General features: G+C 71.2%; 17 protein-coding genes and 1 tRNA gene. 3 read left to right on the top strand and 15 right to left on the bottom strand.

Annotated features, from left to right (window positions below):
• Positions 1-112: 112 nt before the first annotated feature.
• Positions 113-526, bottom strand: coding sequence for a DUF2946 family protein (locus G3573_RS01325; protein WP_240454449.1), 414 nt, complete (start codon positions 524-526; stop codon positions 113-115).
• Between the two features lie 184 nt (positions 527-710).
• Between G3573_RS01325 and G3573_RS01320 the strand changes: the two genes are divergently transcribed.
• On the top strand, positions 711-1718 hold the full coding sequence (locus tag G3573_RS01320) for an aldo/keto reductase (RefSeq protein WP_163259043.1): 1008 nt from the start codon (positions 711-713) through the stop codon (positions 1716-1718).
• 105 nt (positions 1719-1823) lie between these two features.
• On the opposite strand, the gene G3573_RS01315 is transcribed toward G3573_RS01320, so the two are convergent.
• Positions 1824-2153, bottom strand: a complete 330-nt coding sequence (locus tag G3573_RS01315; protein ID WP_163259042.1) for a hypothetical protein — start codon at positions 2151-2153, stop codon at positions 1824-1826.
• 70 nt (positions 2154-2223) lie between these two features.
• Between G3573_RS01315 and G3573_RS01310 the strand changes: the two genes are divergently transcribed.
• Positions 2224-3219, top strand: coding sequence for a WYL domain-containing protein (locus G3573_RS01310; protein WP_163259041.1), 996 nt, complete (start codon positions 2224-2226; stop codon positions 3217-3219).
• Here the strand turns inward: G3573_RS01310 and G3573_RS01305 are convergent.
• From G3573_RS01305 to G3573_RS01270, 8 genes are all read right to left on the bottom strand, one after another.
• Complete coding sequence (locus G3573_RS01305; RefSeq protein WP_163259040.1) at positions 3203-4711, bottom strand: serine hydrolase domain-containing protein; 1509 nt, start codon at positions 4709-4711, stop codon at positions 3203-3205. The genes G3573_RS01310 and G3573_RS01305 overlap by 17 nt on opposite strands.
• 68 nt (positions 4712-4779) lie before the next feature.
• Positions 4780-5487 (bottom strand): AraC family transcriptional regulator, encoded by a 708-nt coding sequence (locus tag G3573_RS01300; protein WP_346427321.1) that lies wholly within the window; start codon positions 5485-5487, stop codon positions 4780-4782.
• A 148-nt stretch (positions 5488-5635) separates the two neighbouring features.
• Positions 5636-6451 (bottom strand): MBL fold metallo-hydrolase, encoded by an 816-nt coding sequence (locus tag G3573_RS01295; RefSeq protein WP_163259038.1) that lies wholly within the window; start codon positions 6449-6451, stop codon positions 5636-5638.
• Entirely contained in the window at positions 6448-7227 is a 780-nt protein-coding gene (locus G3573_RS01290; RefSeq protein ID WP_163259037.1) for a TatD family hydrolase, read from the bottom strand. The genes G3573_RS01295 and G3573_RS01290 overlap by 4 nt, the downstream gene beginning before the upstream one ends.
• Before the next feature lie 19 nt (positions 7228-7246).
• On the bottom strand, positions 7247-8239 hold the full coding sequence (locus tag G3573_RS01285) for a DNA polymerase III subunit delta' (protein WP_163259036.1): 993 nt from the start codon (positions 8237-8239) through the stop codon (positions 7247-7249).
• Positions 8232-8873 carry a dTMP kinase gene (gene tmk / locus G3573_RS01280; RefSeq protein ID WP_163259035.1) on the bottom strand — a complete coding sequence of 214 codons (642 nt, stop codon included), beginning with the start codon at positions 8871-8873 and terminating at the stop codon, positions 8232-8234. The genes G3573_RS01285 and tmk overlap by 8 nt, the downstream gene beginning before the upstream one ends.
• 50 nt (positions 8874-8923) lie before the next feature.
• Positions 8924-9895: an SPOR domain-containing protein gene (locus G3573_RS01275; RefSeq protein ID WP_163259034.1), complete on the bottom strand. Its 972-nt coding sequence runs from the start codon at positions 9893-9895 to the stop codon at positions 8924-8926.
• A 95-nt stretch (positions 9896-9990) separates the two neighbouring features.
• A complete protein-coding gene (locus tag G3573_RS01270; protein WP_205597996.1) occupies positions 9991-10494 on the bottom strand; it encodes a septal ring lytic transglycosylase RlpA family protein in 504 nt (167 codons plus the stop codon).
• 187 nt (positions 10495-10681) lie between these two features.
• Here G3573_RS01270 and G3573_RS01265 point away from each other — a divergent pair.
• Positions 10682-10771: transfer RNA gene (locus G3573_RS01265), tRNA-Ser, on the top strand.
• Positions 10772-10790: 19 nt separating this feature from the next.
• Here G3573_RS01265 and G3573_RS01260 read toward each other — a convergent pair.
• The 5 genes from G3573_RS01260 to G3573_RS01240 form a co-directional block, all read right to left on the bottom strand.
• Positions 10791-12116, bottom strand: a complete 1326-nt coding sequence (locus tag G3573_RS01260; protein ID WP_163259032.1) for an epoxide hydrolase family protein — start codon at positions 12114-12116, stop codon at positions 10791-10793.
• Between the two features lie 80 nt (positions 12117-12196).
• The gene (locus tag G3573_RS01255) at positions 12197-13345 is read right to left on the bottom strand and encodes a membrane dipeptidase (protein WP_163259031.1); all 1149 of its coding nucleotides are present in this window, start codon (positions 13343-13345) and stop codon (positions 12197-12199) included.
• Between the two features lie 112 nt (positions 13346-13457).
• Positions 13458-15206, bottom strand: coding sequence for an acyl-CoA dehydrogenase (locus G3573_RS01250; RefSeq protein ID WP_163259030.1), 1749 nt, complete (start codon positions 15204-15206; stop codon positions 13458-13460).
• Between the two features lie 36 nt (positions 15207-15242).
• Positions 15243-16544, bottom strand: a complete 1302-nt coding sequence (locus G3573_RS01245) for an MFS transporter (RefSeq protein WP_163259029.1) — start codon at positions 16542-16544, stop codon at positions 15243-15245.
• Positions 16545-16665: 121 nt separating this feature from the next.
• On the bottom strand, positions 16666-17727 hold the full coding sequence (locus tag G3573_RS01240; protein ID WP_163259028.1) for a 3-keto-5-aminohexanoate cleavage protein: 1062 nt from the start codon (positions 17725-17727) through the stop codon (positions 16666-16668).
• Between the last annotated feature and the right edge of the window lie 11 nt (positions 17728-17738).

Here is a 17738-nt window from a genome sequence, read left to right as displayed (position 1 = left end):
GCGCCGCGTCGGCGGGACGGGCGCGGCGTCGTCCACCGTCCTTGGGTGTGGGCCCGAAGGGACGGTCGCAGACGCGGCGGCGCGCTCCGGCGGCGGGCCGAAGCGCGGGCGGTCAGATCCGGAAAGGCGGCGCCTGGGACGGCGGCGGCGGGGCGGCCAGGCCACGGCCGGGCGCGGCCAGGGCAGGGGCGTCGAACTGGTGTGCGGGCAGGGCGACGTTCGCATAGGCGAACGGAGCGGCGATCGGCGTGATCGGCGCGGCGGCGTGGCCGGTGAAGGCGCAGGGCGCGTCGTGAGCCGTCTTGCCGTCGTGGTGCTCGTCGGTCGGCGGGGCCTGGTCGGCGTCGACGTGGACGACTTTCGCGCCGTAGGCCGTGCAGAGCACGATCGGCACGACGTCGGGCCTCGCGTCGGTGGCCAGCATGAAGCCCGGCGGGACCAGCACCTTCAGCGCGATCGCCACCGTCGCCAGCGTCAGGAACGCGGCGTGACGGAGATCGGCGAAGCGGAAGGACCCGAAGCGCATCGGTGCGGCCTCTAGGACGCTGGACGCCCCATTGCAACGCATATCGGCAGGTTTCGGAAGCGGCGTTTGATGCGGAGATTACGCAGGGGATTGTCCGCAACCGACGCACGCGCGCCCGCGGCGATGTCGTCCATTCGCACGTCGCGGCCGTTGTAGGGGCTCATAACGGACCGGAGGCAGCACCGTGTCGCTCAAGAGCATCCTGCCCGGCAAGCTGGGCTTCGGCGCCGCGCCGCTCGGCAACATGTTTCGCGACATTCCCGAGGACGAGGCGCGCGCGACCGTCGAAGCGGCCTGGCGGGACGGCATCCGCTATTTCGACAACGCGCCGTTCTACGGCGCGGGCCTGGCCGAGCTGCGCATGGGCGAGGCGCTGGCCGGCAAGCCGCGCGGCGAATACGCGATCAGCACCAAGGTCGGGCGGATCATCCTCGACGAGGTCGAGGACGTCGGCGCCCGCGACCTGGGCGAGAAGGGCGACGTGTTCAAATACGGCCGCCCGAACAAGATCGTGAACGACTATTCCGAGGCCGCGACCCTGCGCTCGATCGAGGACAGCCTGGTGCGGCTGCAAACCGACCGCATCGAGATCGTCTGGGTCCACGACGTGGCCCAGGACTTCTACGGCGACGAATGGCTGGGCGTGTTCGAAACCGCGCGAAAGGGGGCGTTCAAGGCGCTCGACCGTTTGCGGGACGAAGGCGTGATCAAGGCCTGGGGCCTGGGCGTGAACCGGGTCGAGCCGATCGAGATCCTGCTGGCGCTCGAGGGGCGCAGGCCCGACGGCTTCCTGCTGGCGGGCCGTTACACGCTGCTCGACCACGACCGCGCGCTCCAGCGCGTGATGCCGACCGTCGCCGAGCGGGGCCTGGGCGTCGTCGTGGGCGGCCCGTACAGCTCAGGCGCGTTGGTCGGCGGTCCGAACTTCGAATATGCGCCCGCAAAGCCTGAAATCCTGGCCAGGGTCGCCCAGATCAAATCCATAGCCGACCGGTACGGCGTCAGCATGAAGGCGGCGGGCCTGCAGTTCGCGCTGGCCAATTTGGCGGTCGCGGCGGTCATTCCGGGCGCGAGCCAGCCGAGCCGCATCGCCGAGGACAGGGCCGCGTTGGACGAGGTCGTACCGGCCGACTTCTGGCGCGAACTGCGCGAAGCAGGGCTGGTCAGCCCGCACGCGCCGCTGCCGGTCTGACGAGAATCCGCAGGGAGGGCTGAAGGCCTGGAGCCGTCCGACGGCCCGGATTGGCGTATCCGTATATCGCCTAAGATATATTATGCGAAATTATGATTATGGGGCTCAGGCGCAGCGCGCCTCGAGCCACAGGTCGTCTTCTTCGCTCCAGCACTGGAAACGGTCCTCGCGGATGTCGAGGATTTCGTCTTCGCGCTCGTCCCAGATCACGCTCAGCGCTTGCAGCCGGCGCACGTCGGCGCCCGGCGTGCGGCTGACCTGGTCCAGACGGTTGCGGCTGAAGCGCAGCCGAACCCGGCCGTCCTCCAGTTCCTCGCGCCGATCGCCCAGTCGGACCACCACGGCGACCTCGGCCGTCGTCAGGCCGCGGCGGAAACGCAGGCCCGGCCACAGCGTGTGGCTGGCGAGGCCGGCGGTTTCGATCTGGCGGGTCATGGCGAAGGCTCCTTGCCGTCTGATGCTGACAAGCTAGGCTTCGATTGCGTCAGAATCGGTCGTAGGTTTCATGCGCCACGAGAAGGCTGAGATTCTACTTCAACTGGCCCGCCGGCTGGCGGCCAGCGCCGAGGGGCTGACCCTCGACGAAATGGCCGAGGCCGCCGGCGTCGGACGGCGCACGGCCGAGCGCATGCGCGACGCGCTGTGGCAGCTGTTTCCGCAGATGACCGAGAGCCCGGACGGCTCTTCGAAGCGCTTCCGCATTCCCGGCGGCCTGGACGGCTTCCTGCAGGGCCCGACCGCCGAGGAGCTGGTGTCGCTGGGCGCCGCCGTCGACGAGTTCGAACTGCGCGGCGCGGCCGACCGGGCCGAGGCGCTCCGGACCCTGGACCTGAAGGTGCGCAGCGCCATGCGCGCCGCCGACCGCCGGCGCATGGCCCCCGACATCGAAGCGTTAATGCGCGCCCAGGCCGCCGCCGTGCAGGCCGGACCGCGCTCGACCGAAGACCAGCGCGTGGTCGCCACCGTGCGTCACGCCCTGATGGCCATGAAGGCGGTCCGCTTCGTCTATCGCGGCGGCTCGGCGCCCGGGACCTGGCGGACGGTGACGCCCTACGGCCTGATCTTCGCGCGGGTGAACTATCTGGTCGCCGCCGACCAGGGCTCGACCGAGCCGAAGACGCGCCGGCTGGACCGCATCGAGCAGATCGAGGTGCTGGAGGACGTGGCAAGCGCCCCTCCCCCCGATTTCGATCTGCAGGCTTTCGCCGACCGGTCGTTCGGCATCTACCAGGACGCCGTCGAGGACGTGGTCCTGCGCGTGCGTCCGGAAAAGGCCGAGGACGCCCTGGCCTGGCGCTTCCACTCGACCCAGACGCTGGAGCCGCAGGCCGACGGCTCGGTCGTGGTGCGCTTCCACGCCAGCGGCATGCGCGAACTGGCCTGGCACCTGTTCAGCTGGGAAGACCAGATCGAGATCCTGGCCCCCGCCTCCCTGCGCGCCCGCATGATCGAGCTGTTGCGCGGGGCCCTGGCGCGGCACGAGGCTACGGCCGGCGGGTGAAGGTGTAGCCGGCGTAGGTCAGGGTCTTCGGTTTCCCGTCGGCGAGGCCGAACACCACCGGCTCGCCGCGCAGCGGCGTCAGCTCGACCCGCACGCTCTCGGGGGCGGTGAAGGGCTCGGCCAGCGCATGCTGCAGCCCGATCGACAGCTCCAGGCCGTCGGGCGTGGCGCGCACCTTCATCGTGCCCATCGCCGGGCTGACATAGGTTCCGGCGTAGGCGGCGTCCGGCAGGCTGAGCTGGCGGGGCCGTTGAAGGCGTGCCTCGCGGCCTTGCGCGAGCGCCTTGCGGCGCGCGTCGCGGCGCTCGGCCAGCCTGGTCAGCTCGGCGTCGTAGACGGCCTCCAAGTCGGGGCGTCCGGCGAACCAGTCGTAGACGTAGTTGGCGACCAGGTCGGCCAGCTCGCCGGCGACCGCGTCCTCGTTGACCATCACCGCCACGCCCAGCCGGCGCTCGGGCATGAGCGAGACGTGGGCGCGCGAGCCGGCGAAGTTGCCGAAGTGATGGATCAGAAGGTCGTCGCGATAGCGGCCCACCTGCCAGCCCAGGCCGTAGCCGGTGCGCGTATAGGCCCCGAAGGTCGTGTTCTGCTCGGCGCGCGGGACGTGGGTCGAGGCGATCAGGCCGGCCGGGAAGACGCGGCGGCCGTGGACCACGCCGTCGTTCACCTGGGCCTCGAGCCACAGCGCCATGTCGTCGGCCGTGGAGACCAGCCCGCCGGCCGAATGCATGGTCGCGTCGCTCTTCTGCAGGTAGGCGCGCTGCGGCTCGCCGGCGCGAAGGCCCAGATACCCCCACGCCACGCCCGAGGTCCGGCGGACCCGCTCGACGTCGGCGGTCGTGTGGGTCATGCCCAGCGGGTCGAGCACCTCGTTCTCGACCAGGGCGCTCCAGTCGCGATGGAAACGGTGCTGCAGCAGCACGGTGGCCAGGTTGTAGCCGGTGTTGGTGTAGCTGAACGTCCCGTAGGGCGCGTCGGCGTTGGCCCGGGTTTCGCCTGTCAGCGCCCACAGCCCCTTGTCGGACCAGTCGCCGCTATAGGCCAGCCGGAAAGCCAGCGCGTCGTTCTGCAGGCCGGAGCGATGGCTCAGCAGGTCGCTCAGGCTGACCTTGTCGGCGAACTCAGGCGCGATACGCGAGCCCGGCGCCCAGCGCGAGAGCGGCGCGTCGAGGTCGAGCTCGGCCCGCTCCGCCATGGCCGCGACCGCGAGCGCGGTGAACGACTTGGTCGAGGAGGCGATGTAGAACGGCGTCCGGGCCGTGGCGGGCGTACGCGCCTCGACGTCGGCGAGGCCGTAGCCGGCGGTCTTCACCGTCCCCTGCCCGTCGACCACGGCGATGGCCAGGCCGGGCACGGCCTCGGTGCGCTCCAGCGCCCGCGTCACGAACGCGTCGAGATCCCGTCCGAAACGGTCGCGGTCCGCGGCGGCGCCCGTCGAAGGCCACACGGCGCAAGCCAGCGCGGCCGCAAACATCATCTGACGAAGGATCATCGTGGCGCTCCCCAAGGGCTCGCCTGCTTCTGGCGCGCCCTCCCCGCGACGGTCTTGAACAAACGCAATCAGTCCGGCCGGAACAGTCGGCGCAGTCGCGCGGGCGGATAGCCGGTCGCGCGTCGGATTTGACGCGTCATGTGCGCCTGGTCGGCGAACCCTTCCGCCGCGGCGATCTCGGCGAGCCCGTCCCCGGACCGGACGATCCGGTCGATCGCCCGGCCGATCCGTCCGGCCTGGCGAAGGTCAGCGGGCGTTCGGCCATAGGCGTCCCGGAACAGACGCGCGAACCGTACCGGATGAAGTCCGAGGGTGCGTGCGACCGTCGCGGTCCGGGTCTGTCCTTCGGCCAGCAGGCGTCGGCGCGCCGCCTCCAATCGGGGCTGCTCGTGGAAATCGGCCCTGGGCAGGCCGCGCATCGCGCCCAGGTTTTCCAGGGCGGGCTCTCCCGCCCAAGCGGCCGCCCTCAGCGCAATGTGGTCGATCCCTTCGGGACGGGGCACGGCGAAATGGCGGGTCAGGAACGGCGCCTCTGTCAGGTTGACCGACAGGATCAGCGCGCCGGCGTCGGAGAACTGGTTCTCATGCTCGAAGCCGGCCGGCTTGCCGGTCAGGACGCCGTCTTCCGCGACGAGGCGGCCGGCCGCCCCCTCTTCGTGATAGCCACCGGTCAGCACCAGAGAGATCTGCGCGCCGGCATGGCTGTGCGCCCGGCTGCGCTCGCCAGGGGCGTAGAAGCTCAGGGCGAGATGCCCGCCCCGGCACGCCTCGATCACCCGACTTATGCTCACCGCCCCTCCCCGTCGTTATTGGGTGAGAGGACGCCGAAGCCCGGATTGGATGCAGCGCCGCGCACTGAATATCGCCGGGCGGCGTACAGCTGTCTGAAAACTTGTGTCCACGCAGCGTGTTGCGCGTGTCTCCTCACGCGAGCTCTACGGTGAAGCGCAGGCCGTCATAGGCCGGCTCGACGCCGGCCGGCAGGCGCGCGGCCAGGGCTTCGAAGTCGAGGTCGACGTGCAGGTTGGTCAGGATCGCGCGGCGCGGCTTCACCTCGGCGATCCAGGCCAGGGCCTTGTCGACGTGGGCGTGGGTCGGATGCGGCGTCCAGCGCAGCGCGTCGACGATCCACACCTCCACGCCTGACAGCGCTATCAGCGCGTCGGGCCCCAGGGCTGAGACGTCGGGCGAATAGGCCAGCGGCCCGAACCGGTAGCCGACCGAGCGGATCGCCCCGTGCTCCTGGTCGAAGGTGCGCACCGGGATCTCGCCGGAGGGGCCGTCCACCGCCCAGGCCTCGCCGTGCGGCGGGATCCGCCAGGCGTCGCAGATGGCCGGATAGCCGGCCTGGTCCTGGAAGATGTAGTCGAACCGGGTGATCAGGCTGGCGTGGGTGGCCGCGTCCATGAAGCACGGCACGCGCCGGCGCATCTTGCCGGCGAAGCAGCGCAGATCGTCGATGCCGTGCACCTGATCGGCGTGGTCGTGGGTGTAGAGGGCGGCGTCGACCCGCTTGGCGCCGGCGGCGGCCGTCTGGCTGCGGAAGTCCGGCGAGGTGTCGACCACCACGGTCGTGGCCTGCATCGGATCGTTGAAGGGCGTCCGGCGCAGCATCAGCGAGCAGCGCGAGCGCCGGTTACGGGGATCGTTCGGATCGCACAGGCCCCAGTCGCCGTCCGCGCGCGGCACGCCCCCGGAGGAGCCGCTGCCCAGGATGGTGACCTCGAGCCCGCCGCTCACGGACGCGGGATCCGGTCGAACAGGTTGAAGAAGGCGTCCTCGGTCCGCTGTTCGGCCTCCTCGCGGCTCCAGCCGCGGATCTCGGCCAGTTTGTCGAGGATGAAGGGGATGTAGGCCGGCTCGTTCTTGCGCCCGCGCATGGGCACCGGGGCCAGGTAGGGGCAGTCGGTTTCGACGATGATGCGGTCGGCCGGGAAGTGGCGGATCACGTGGCGCACGCCGTCGGCGGCCTTGAAGGTGGCGATCCCCGAAACCGAGAACCAGGCGCCCAATTGTGCAGCTTTTTTCGCGAGTAGCGGCCCGGAGGTGTAGCAGTGCATGAGGAGCTTGAAGGCGCCCTTCGCGTACTCCTCCTCCAGGATCTCGGCCATGACGTCGTCGGCCTCGCGGGTGTGCACCACCAGCGGCAGGCCGGTTTCGCGCGCGGCGGCCACGTGGGCGCGGAACACCTGGGCCTGCACCTCGCGCGGGCTGAGGTCGTAGTGGAAGTCCAGCCCGCACTCGCCGATGCCGACGACCTTCGGACGGCCGGCCAGTTCGACCAGCTCGGCCGCGGTCAGCGCCGGGTTCTCCTTGGCCTCGTGCGGGTGGGTGCCGACCGTGCACCACATGTCGTCGTGGGCCATGGCCAGGGCGTGGGTCTGGTCGAAGGACGAGACCTTGTCGGAGATCTCCACCATCAGCCGGATGCCCGCCTCGCGGGCGCGGGCGATCACCTCGTCGCGGTCCTCGTCGAACTGGGCGGCGTGGAGGTTGACGTGGCTGTCGATGAGCATGGCCGTCTTTAAGCTGGGATCAGGCGCGCAGGGCCTTGAGGTCGGCGATCGTCGACCAGAACAGGTCGGCGCGGTCGAGGTTCAGCGCGTCGGCCTGGGCCGGCGCGGCGGCGAGCTTGTCCCACAGCGACGCCCAGCGTTCAACGGCCGAGCCCAGCGCGTTCCCCTGCCCCGTCGTGTGGGCCCGCACGGCGTCGCCCAGCCGCTCGAAGAACAGCTCGAAGCGGATCTGGCCGGGCTGGCCGCGGAAGCTGTCGGCCAGGTGCTGCAGCTCGGCCTGCGGCGGCGTGGCGCCATGCACCAGGGCCTGGGCCATGTCGTCGAACTCCAGGCCCGGGCCGCCGGCCAGCGTCAGGGCCCGGCCCGGCGCGCCGCCGGACATGGCGGCCAGCCGGTCGGCGTCCTCCAGGTTCACGCCCGCGCGTTCGTGCACGAAGGCGGCGACCTCGGCGGTCTTCCACGGCATGAACGGCAGGCGGCGGCACCGCGAGCGGATGGTGGCCAGGAGCTTGCCCGGCGAATGCGAGACCAGGAACAGCACGCCCCGTTCGGGCGGCTCTTCAAGTGTCTTCAGCAAGGCGTTGGCGGCGTTGATGTTCATGTCGTCGACGGCGTCGACGATGGCGACTCGGTAGGCCGCTCGCGAGGGGGCCTTGGAGAAGAATTCGGGCAGCACGCGAGCGTCGTCGACCGAGATGAACTTCTTGGTCTTTCCGTCGACCACGGCGCGTTCCAGCACGATCAGATCGGGGTGCGACTGGGCGGTGATCAGCCGGCTGACGGCGTCGCTGGGCGCGGCGCCCAGCAGGCCCATGGACGGCGTCTCGGCAGCCCCCAGCAGCCGGCGCGCGGCGCGGTAGGCGAAGGTGGCCTTGCCCACGCCCTCGGGGCCGCTCAGCAGCCAGGCGTGGTGCAGCCGTCCGCGCTCCAGCGCGTCGATGAAGGCGCGCTCGGGCGCGTCGGGGCCGCGCCAGTCGTAGACGTCGCGGGGATGCGGGGCGGCCTCAGCCATGCCCGGCGTCTTCCAGGGCCTCGATCACGGCCGCCCACACGGTCTCGGAGACCTCGTCGACGGGCCGCGTGGCGTCGATCACCCGGCAGCGGTCGGCTTCGGCCAGCGCGATGGCCAGGAAGCCCTGGCGCAGGCGGTTGTGGAAGTCGACGCCCTTGCTCTCGAACCGCGCCTCGCCGCCGGCCCGGTGGTGGGCGCGCGCCAGGCCGGCCTCGACGGGCAGGTCGAACACCAGGGTCAGGTCCGGCCGGTCGTCGCCGACCACGGTGCGGTCCAGCTGCTCGATCACCTCGGCCGACACGCCGCCGCCGGCGCCCTGGTAGGCGCGGGTGGAATCGCTGAAGCGGTCGCACACCACCCAGGCGCCGCTCTCCAGCGCGGGTCGGATCACCCGCTCCAGATGGTCGGAGCGCGCGGCGTACATCATCAGGGCTTCGCTGAGCGGCGACCAGCGCTCGGCCCCGCCTTCGACCAGCAGGCCTCGCAGGGCCTCGGCGCCGGGGGAGCCGCCGGGCTCGCGGGTCTGCACGACCTGGATGCCGCGCTCGCGCAAACGGTCGGCCAGGCGTCGCGCCTGGGTCGACTTGCCGGCGCCTTCGCCGCCTTCCAGGGTGATGAACCGCCCTCGCCTCACGGCCCGTTCTTCGGCCGGATCGCGCGTCGAGGCAAGCGTTAGAGCGCGCTCTAGTAGGGCCGCTTGATGATGGCGTCGGGGAAGCCCGCGCCGGCGGCCAGATCGCGGGCCCGGAAAGCCTCTTCCGCCACCGGCCAGGGGCCCAGGATCACCCGGTAGAGCACGCGCCCGCCGATCTGCACGCGGACGACCTCGGCCGGGGCGACCCGGCTCAGCATGGCCACCGCCCGCTGGGCGTTGGCCGGCACCTCGTAGGCCCCGGCCTGCACCGTCCAGCCGCCGCCCCCGCCATAGCCCCCGCCCCCGTAGCCCTCGGGCGGGACCGGCGGCGGAAGCGCCTGGCTGTCGACCGGTCCCGGGCCATACCCTCCGCCTGGAGGGTACGCGCCCGGGGCGCCGTTCGGCGGGTAGGCGCCGCCGCCCTGGTCCGGCGGGTACGCTCCCGCGCTCCCGTCGGGTGGATACTGCGGCGCGGCGCCGTCGCTGGCGTACTGGCCGGGATCGCCCAGCGGGGCCTGGCCGAGATAGCGGACCCGCACGTTGGCGGTTCCCCGGTCGGCGAAGCCGAGCTCCACGGCCGCGGCGCGCGACACCGAGATGATCTCGCCCGGCGCGTCGAACGGCCCGCGGTCGTTGATCCGCAGCGCGATGGTGGTGCCGGTGTCGAGGTTGGTCACCTCGACCATCACCGGCATGGGCAGGGTGGTGTGCGCCCCGGTCAGCGCCTCCGGGTCATAGACCTCGCCGTTGGCGGTGGTCTGGCCGCTCCGGTCGTCGCTGATGATTCCGGCCGTGCCGCTCTCGTCGTATTCGGGCTGCTCCTGGGGATAGTACCAGACCCCGTGCACCTCGTAGGGCTCGCCGACCATGTACTGGCCGGCCCCGCCCTGCAGCGGCGCTCCGCCGGGCGCGCCGTTGACGCCGGGTGTGGCGCAGGCGCTCAGCCCGGCCGCGACCGCCGCGGCGATCACGGTCAGAGCGCGAATCCAGCCGCCGAATTGGGCGCCGAATTGGGCGCGCACGGGGTGAGCCACCCTCCCCTCCGCGAGGCGAGCAAGGTCGCCCGGGGCTCGGGCGACGACGGCTTACAAACCGGCGAACCCCCGCAGAGGTTCGATCAGGACTGGCCCGCGGACGGCAGGAAGGGCGGAGTCGGCTGCGCCGGCGCCGGGGTGGCGTCTGGGCTCAGGGTCATGGCGCGGGTGGAGCCCGGCAGGAACGCCCGGATGCGCACCTTGGCGGTGCCGCGGCGCATGAAGTCCAGGGTCTCGGCGGCGGCGCGCGACAGGTCGACGACCCGCCGCCCGTGATAGGGGCCGCGGTCGTTCACCCGCACCTTCACGGTCTTGCCGTTGTCGAGGTTGGTGACCTCCAGCACGCTGCCGAACGGCAGGTCCGGATGGGCGGCGGTCAACTCGTCCGCGTCGTAGGTCTCGCCGCTGGCGGTGCGACGGCCCTGGAATCGGTCGGCGTAGAAAGACGCCGCGCCCACCTGCTCGAAGCTCGCCGGGTCCGCCGCCGTTTGGTTCGCGCTCTCCACCGGCGCTGCGGCCGGCGGGACTGGTTCTTCGGCCTGGGCGGCCCCGCCGAGAACGGCGCAGGCCAGGCCCATAAAGATCATACGCGACGCACGTCGGCCTTGCGGCCCCAGGAAGCTCCGGCTCATCGGCCCGCCCCACGCGGCGACCGCCCCTCGGCGGCCCTCTCTAAGGTCAGGCTAATGGCTAAGCTGAGATCGCGGGTTAAGCAACACGGTTAGCGGATCGACGGTCGCCTCGGCCGTCCGGCCCTGCTATCAGGGCGGCCCTGGACGGGTGGCCGAGTGGTTTAAGGCAGCGGTCTTGAAAACCGCCGTGGGTTCACGCCCACCGTGGGTTCGAATCCCACCCCGTCCGCCACTCCCCTGTTCGTGTCGGGTCAGGACTGCGCCTGCCGCAGCGGCCGGAAGGTGGCGCGCATTTCCTCGGCCAGGGCCTGGGGCTGCTCCCAGGCCGCGAAGTGGCCGCCCTTGGGCATGCGGCCGTAATGAATCAGGTTGGGATAGGCCTTCTCGGCCCAGCTCTTCGGCGCGGTGTAGATCTCCGTCGGGAAAGCGCTGACGCCGGTCGGCAGGGTGACGCCCTTGGGCGCGAAGAAGGCCAGCTTGCTCTCCCAGTACAGCCGCGCCGAAGGGACGCCCGTCTTGGTCAGCCAGTAGAGCGTCGCGTTGTCGAGCACGTCGTCGCGGCTCAGGCCCTCGGGCTGGCCGTCGAACACCCGCGCGATCAGGGCCAGGCCTTCGGCGTCGTGATCCAGCATCCAGGCGGCCAGACCGATCGGCGAGTCGTCGATCGCGTATAGGGTCTGCGGCCGGTTCGACATCTCCTGGGCGTAGCCCAGCCCGTGGGCGTAGAAGGTGACGAGCTGGTCGTAGGCGCGCTTCTCGTCGGCCGACAGGCCCGCCGGAGGCGGCGCGCCGGCAAGGGCCGCCTTGTCGATCTCGGGCGGCACGGTCGCGGGCATGTTGGTGTGGATGCCGATCAGGCCCGGCGGCTTCTGCAGCGCCATCTGCTCGGTCACGGCGTTGCCCCAGTCGCCGCCCTGGGCGACGAAGCGGTCGTAGCCCAGCCGCTGCATCAGCACGGGCCAGGCCTTGGCGATGCGGATCGGATCCCAGCCGAGCTCCGTCGGCGCGCCGGAGAAGCCGTACCCCGGCAGGGACGGGATCACCACGTCGAAGGCGTCCGCCGCCGTGCCGCCGTACGCGGTCGGGTCGGTCAGCGGTCCGATCATCTTGAGCTGCTCGGCCACCGAGCCCGGCCAGCCGTGCGTGATGATCACCGGCAGGGCGTTCGGCTCCTTCGACTTCACGTGGATGAAGTGGATCGGCACGCCGTCGATGGTGGTGACGAACTGCGGGTACGAGTTCAGCCTGGTCTCGAACTTGCGCCAGTCGTACGGGCCGCCCCAGTACTGGGCCAGCTTCTGCATGGTCGCCAGCGGCACGCCCTGGGACTGGTCGGAGACCAGTTCGCGCGGCGGCCAGCGGGTGGCGGCGATCCGGCGCTTCAGGTCGGCCAGGTCGGCGTCGGACGCGTGGTACTTGAACGGCCGGATCGACGCGTCGGCGGTCTTCGCGCCGGGCGACTGGGGCGAGGTCATCTGGGCGTGGGACTCCGAGGCGGGAAGCAGGAGACCGATCGTGCCAGCGGACGTGGACGCCAGAAATTCACGCCGCCCGATCGCGGGACGTCCTTCGGACATGACCGTTCTCCGTGGGAGGTGCGCGCTACCGACTGGCGGCCTGAGGCGCGTGTTCCCCCGTTGAACGTCCCGGCCGCTCCCTATCCCCACACCTCGCCCATCACCCGCGCGAAGTTGGCGCCGAGGATCTTCTCGATGCGGGCGTCCGGCCAGCCGCGGGCGGAGAGCTTGGCGGCCAGGGTTTCGAAGCGGTTGGGGACGTTCAGGTCGGGCGGGAACAGGGTCATTTCGGGCGAGCGGTCCTTGGCGAAGATGCCCTGGCTGATCATGTCCTTGACGGTGTCGAGGCTGTCCTTGGCGAACTCCGGGGTGAGTTCGATCGGCGAGATGCCGAGGTCGGTGCCGATGCCGACGTGATCTTCGCCGCAGACCTTCACGGCGTGCTCGAGGTGGCGGATGACGTCGGCGGAGGTCTGCTGGCCCTGAACGCGCAGGTAGGGCCAGAAGATGATCCCGACCACGCCGCCGCGGTCGGCCAGCAGCTTCAGGCTCTCGTCCGAGGTCAGGCGCGAGGCGTCGGCCAGCGCGCGGCAGCCGCTGTGCCCGACCAGAACCGGCGCCTTCGAGGCCAGGATGCCCTCGCGGATGGTGCGCGGCGAGCCGTGCGACAGGTCCACGACGATCCGCTCGGCGTTCAGCCGCTCCACCACCTGACGGCCGTAGTTGCTGAGGCCCGCGTCGCCGGCCTCCAGGGCCCCGTCGCCGACCAGGTTGCGGCGGTTGTGGGTCAGCTGGATCATCCGCACGCCCTGCTCGCGGAAGCTGGTGATCCGGTCCAGGTCCTCGCCCAGCGGCTCGGTGCCCTGGAAGGTGAAGATCACCCCGACCTTGCCCTCGCGGTTGGCGCGCTCCAGGTCGGCGCGCTCACGCACCAGCAGCAGCACGTCGGGGTGCTTGTCGATGCGTCCCTTCCATTCGTCGATGCGGGCGCGGGTGTCCTCGTAGGCCTTGTCGTTGAGCCAGAACCGGCCCTGCGGGGCGGCGGTCATCACCGCGCCGGTCAGGCCGCATTCGCGCAGGTGCTGCAGCAGCTTTGGCGCGGCCGGATCGTCTTCGGGGACGTAGAACAGGTCGACGCCGGTCATGGCGTCGACGGCCATGGCCTGGCGCATGCGCGGCCAGCGCGCCGGGCCCTCGGCGGCCCAGGCCCGGCCGCCCGTGGCGGCGCCCAACGTGGTTCCCAGGGCGGCCAGCCCCGCCGCACCCACAACCCGACGACGATCGATCATGACGCTTCCCCGTCGCGGGCGCACGGCCCGCTCCCCGCGGCGAAGCTAAGCTGGGCGAACGCGGTTCGGCGAGTCCGTCCGGGGGATTTGCGACGAACCGGGTCGGGTCGATTCAGGCGGCGAGGCCCTCGGGGCCGACCGCCTCGAGGTCGGCCGCGCCGTGGACGACCGCGGCGGCCCGGGCGTGGGCGCCGGCCAGCACCTCCTCGGCGAACAGGCGCGCCAGCACGATCTTGGTGCGCCAGTAGGGATCGGCGTCGGTCTCCGCGCGACGCGCGGCGACCAGCGCGCCCCTGGCCAGCATCCAGCCGCCGACCACGTCGCCCAACAGGTTCAGATAGCCGCTGGCCCCGGCCAGGGCGTCGGCCTCGCCGCGCCGTTGCAGCAGCCACTCGCTGGTCAGCCGTACGGCCGCCGCGCCCGCCTGAAGGCGGGCGGCGACCAGGGCCAGGGCGTCGGCCCGCTGTAGCTCGGCGACGGTGATGTCGATCTCGGCCAGCAGGGCGCGCACGCCCTCGCCGTCGCCCAGCGCCAGCTTGCGCCCGACCAGGTCCAGGGCCTGGATGCCGTTGGTGCCCTCGTAGATCGGGGCGATGCGGGCGTCGCGGTAGTGTTGGGCGGCGCCGGTCTCCTCGATGAAGCCCATGCCGCCGTGCACCTGCAGGCCGCGCGAGGCGACCTCGACGCCGACATCGGTGGACCAGGCCTTGGCCACCGGGGTCAGCACGGCCTCGCGCAGGGCCGCGGCTTCGTCGCCGGTCCGGCCCAGGTCGCCGGCCAGCGCGGTGGTCAGGCAGATGGCCCGCGCCGCTTCGGTCTTCGCCTTCATCAGCAGCAGGGTGCGGCGCACGTCCGGATGGTCGAAGATCCGGGCCGAGGCCTCGCCGGTCCACACCGAGCGGCCCTGGCGGCGCTCCAGCGCGTAGGCCAGCGCCTGCTGGTAGGCGCGTTCGGCCACGCCCACGCCCTGCACGCCGATGTTCAGGCGCGCCGAGTTCATCATGGTGAACATCTGGGCCAGGCCCTTGCCGCCCTCGCCGACCAGCTCGGCCTTCGCGCCCTCGAACTGGATCACGCAGGTGGGGGAGGCGTGGATGCCCAGCTTGTGCTCGATGCCGACCGGGCCCAGCGCGTTGGTCTCGCCCAGAGCGCCGTCGTCGGCGACCAGCCGCTTGGTCGCCAGGAACAGCGAAATGCCCTTCACGCCCTCCGGCGCGTCCGGCAGGCGGGCCAACACCAGGTGGACGATGTTGTCGGCGCAGTCGTGGTCGCCCCAGGTGATGAAGATCTTCTGGCCGTACAGGCGATAGCCGCCCTCCCCGTCCGGCTCGGCGCGGGTGCGCACGGCGGCCAGGTCCGAGCCCGCCTGCGGCTCGGTCAGGTCCATCACCCCGGTCCATTCGCCGGAGACGAGCCTGGGCAGGTAGAGCGCCTTCTGGCGGGGATCGCCGTGGGCGTGCAGGGCCTCGATCGCGCCCTGCGTCAGGGTCGGGCACAGGGTGAAGGCGGTGTTGGCCGCGTGCATCAGTTCGTAGACCGCCAGCTCCAGCGTCTTGGGCAGGCCCTGGCCGCCGTGCTCGGGATCGGCGGCCAGGCTGGTCCAGCCGCCTTCGGAGAACGCCCGATAGGCGTCGGCGAAGCCAGGCGCGGCGCGCACCCGGCCGTCCTCGAAGCGCGCGCCGTGCAGGTCGCCCGAGCGGTTCAGCGGGGCCAGCACGCCCTCGGCCAGGTCGCCGGCCGCCTCCAGCACGGCGGCCGCCATGTCGCGGTCGCAGTCGGGAAAGGCGGTGGTCAGCCGGTCGATGCCGACCACCTCGGTCAGGGCGAACAGCAGGTCGCGGGTGGGAGCGCGAAACGTCATGGCGGTACTCGGTCAGGCGTCGGTGTCGGGCGTGGCTCAGCCGGCGCTGGCGGCGATCCGATCGAGGTCTCGGGCGTAGGTTTTCCGGCCGATCAGGAAGACCAGGGCGGCGGCGGCCCCGATCGCCGGGACCCACTGCAGGGCGACGTCCAGGCCGAACCGGTCGGCCAGCATGCCGGTCAGGATCGGCCCGGGCGCCAGGCCCAGCAGGTTGTTGGCCAGGGTCAGGACGGCGAAGGCCGCGCCGTGGACGGCCAGGTGGGTCAGGTTGGCGACCATGGCCCCGGACGGCCCGGTGGCGCCGGCGGCGACGAACAGGCCGGCCGCGATCAGCAGCAGCTGCTCCTTCGAGGGCGGCATGCGGAAGGCGACCATCAGCAGGGCGCAGCAGGCTACGCACAGGAAGACGGCGAGGCTGGCGGCGCGCGGCTTGAAGCGCTTGGAAATGGCGTCGGCGAACATGCCCCAGACGACCATGCCGGCGCCGGAGACCAGCACCAGGCCCGCGGCGGTGACCGCGGCCTTGTCGGGCGCCATGCCGTGATAGCGGTTCAGATAGCTGGGCATCCAGGCCAGCATGGCCCCGGAGATGAACAGCTGCAGGCCGCTGCCGACGTAGGCGCACAGCACCGAGGGGGTGGAGACCAGGGTGCCGAGGCTCTTCCAGAAGCCCGGGCGGGCGGCTTCGCCCTCGACCGGGGCGGCCTTCTTCACCTTAGGGTGCACCTTCGACTGGCGCACCACGAACGGATAGAGCACGGCCAGGACCAGGCCGAAGGCGGCCATGGCGGCGAAGGCGGCGCGCCAGCCGTAGTGGGTTGCGACGATCCCGCCGGCCGCCATGCCCAGCACCGAGCCGAACAGGCCGCCGGCCATGAAGGCGCCGGTCAGGGTGGCGCGCATGTGGGGCGGGAAGACGCTGATCACCACGGCGATGCCGACGCTGCCGTAGGCGGCCTCGCCCAGGCCCACCAGGAAGCGGGCCAGCAGCATGTGGTTGTAGTCCTGGGCGAGCGCGCAGCCGAAGGTGGCCAGGCTCCACACCACGGCCATGGCGGCGATGGCCCGCACGCGGCCGACCCATTCGGCCAGCAGCGACAGCGGGAAGGTCAGCAGGCCGACCATCAGCGAGACCACGCCGCTGAGCGAACCCAGCTGGGTGTCGGTCAGGCCCCACTCGACCTTCAACAGCGGGAACACCGCGTTCAGGACCTGGCGGGACATGTAGTCGGAAATCAGCAGGCCGAACGTCAGGGCGAAAACCACCCAGGCGTAGGCCAGCGGAACCTTCACGGCGGGCGCCTGAGCGGCGCCGGCGTCGGCGTGGATCACGGCCATGGACGGCCCTCCTGATCGTATCGCCGTCGGCGGCATCTTCGGCCTGTCCGAGGGCGGCGTCTCCCTGAAAGTGAAAACGGGGTCGGGCGGCCCCTCACCGCCCGACCCCGCGGCGCAAGGCTTAGCCGGCCATACGGAACGGCACGCCGCGCTCACCCGGCTGGCGGTTCGGCGCGAAGCCGTTCTTCGCCAGGGTCTCGTCGGCGTTCTTGTAGAACTCGCCGATCCTGTAGATCTCGCGCGCCTCCTGGCAGCTGGCGATGTCGCGGCCGAACTCGTTGGAGATGCGGACCAGCTGCTCGATCTGCTCGATGCTGCCCATCTTCCGGTCGCGGCGCTGGGTCCAGATGTTGTCCTCGTTGCCGCAACGCACGTGCAGGCCCATGGCGATCGCCATCATGTTGACCGGCAGCACGTTGAGCATCGAGCTTTCCAGCGTCAGCACCGAGCCGTCCGGGCAGCCGCGCACGAAGTTCGCCAGGTTGTAGATGTTGGGCTGGTCGAAACCGCCGCCGATCGCGACCCAGGTCAGGATCAGCGGCACGTTGCAGACGCCGCGGCGCATCATGCGCTCGACCGTCTCGAGTTGGGTGATGTTGGCCAGCTGGAAGTGGGTCTGGATGCCCTTGGCCGAGAGGCGGCGGATGTGTTCCTCCACCCAGACCGGGCCGGCCGGGATGGTCATCTCGCTGTAGGCGCGTTTGCCTTCCGGCGTGCCGAGCGTGGTGCCGCGGATGTCCGCCTCGCACATCTGCTCGATGACGTTCATCTGGTTGGTGTTGATCGCGATCGTCACCTGGTCCGGCGCGGGATCCAGGTCGGCGAGCATGTGGCGGGTGTCGTCGGACAGCCACTTGGCCACGTCGCCGTCACCTTCGGGCGCGAACGAGATCGAGCCGCCGACCTGCAGGATCATGTCGGGCACGCGGGCCCGGATGCCGGCCAGCAGCTCGTTGAACATCGACAGGCGCTTGGAGCCGTGGCCGTCCAACTCACGGCAGTGCAGGTGCAGCACCGTGGCGCCGGCGTTGTAGCAGTCGACCGCCTTCTGGATCTGCTCTTCCATCGTCACCGGAATGTCTTCCGGGAAGTCGGACGGCATCCACTCCGGGCCGTACGGCGCGGCGGTGATCACGAGCTTCTGCTGGTTTTCGGGGAACAGCGAGCCGTCGAAGAAATTCATGTGCGTTTCCT

The sequence above is a fragment of the Caulobacter sp. 17J65-9 genome, from assembly GCF_010975005.1.
Taxonomy (GTDB): Bacteria; Pseudomonadota; Alphaproteobacteria; order Caulobacterales; family Caulobacteraceae; genus 17J80-11.
The sequence above is the reverse complement of the archived record's forward strand: the minus strand, read 5'-3'. Positions and strand labels throughout refer to the sequence as shown.

Excerpts from the sequence above, each read along its gene's own strand:
- G3573_RS01305 (WP_163259040.1), bottom strand. The coding sequence starts at position 4,711 with ATGATCCTTCGTCAGATGATGTTTGCGGCCGCGCTGGCTTGCGCCGTG.
- G3573_RS01310 (WP_163259041.1), top strand. The coding sequence starts at position 2,224 with ATGCGCCACGAGAAGGCTGAGATTCTACTTCAACTGGCCCGCCGGCTG.
- G3573_RS01250 (WP_163259030.1), bottom strand. The coding sequence starts at position 15,206 with ATGACGTTTCGCGCTCCCACCCGCGACCTGCTGTTCGCCCTGACCGAG.
- G3573_RS01255 (WP_163259031.1), bottom strand. The coding sequence starts at position 13,345 with ATGATCGATCGTCGTCGGGTTGTGGGTGCGGCGGGGCTGGCCGCCCTG.
- G3573_RS01260 (WP_163259032.1), bottom strand. The coding sequence starts at position 12,116 with ATGTCCGAAGGACGTCCCGCGATCGGGCGGCGTGAATTTCTGGCGTCC.
- G3573_RS01290 (WP_163259037.1), bottom strand. The coding sequence starts at position 7,227 with ATGCTCATCGACAGCCACGTCAACCTCCACGCCGCCCAGTTCGACGAG.
- G3573_RS01245 (WP_163259029.1), bottom strand. The coding sequence starts at position 16,544 with ATGGCCGTGATCCACGCCGACGCCGGCGCCGCTCAGGCGCCCGCCGTG.
- G3573_RS01240 (WP_163259028.1), bottom strand. The coding sequence starts at position 17,727 with ATGAATTTCTTCGACGGCTCGCTGTTCCCCGAAAACCAGCAGAAGCTC.
- G3573_RS01285 (WP_163259036.1), bottom strand. The coding sequence starts at position 8,239 with ATGGCTGAGGCCGCCCCGCATCCCCGCGACGTCTACGACTGGCGCGGC.
- G3573_RS01315 (WP_163259042.1), bottom strand. The coding sequence starts at position 2,153 with ATGACCCGCCAGATCGAAACCGCCGGCCTCGCCAGCCACACGCTGTGG.
- G3573_RS01325 (WP_240454449.1), bottom strand. The coding sequence starts at position 526 with ATGCGCTTCGGGTCCTTCCGCTTCGCCGATCTCCGTCACGCCGCGTTC.
- G3573_RS01270 (WP_205597996.1), bottom strand. The coding sequence starts at position 10,494 with ATGATCTTTATGGGCCTGGCCTGCGCCGTTCTCGGCGGGGCCGCCCAG.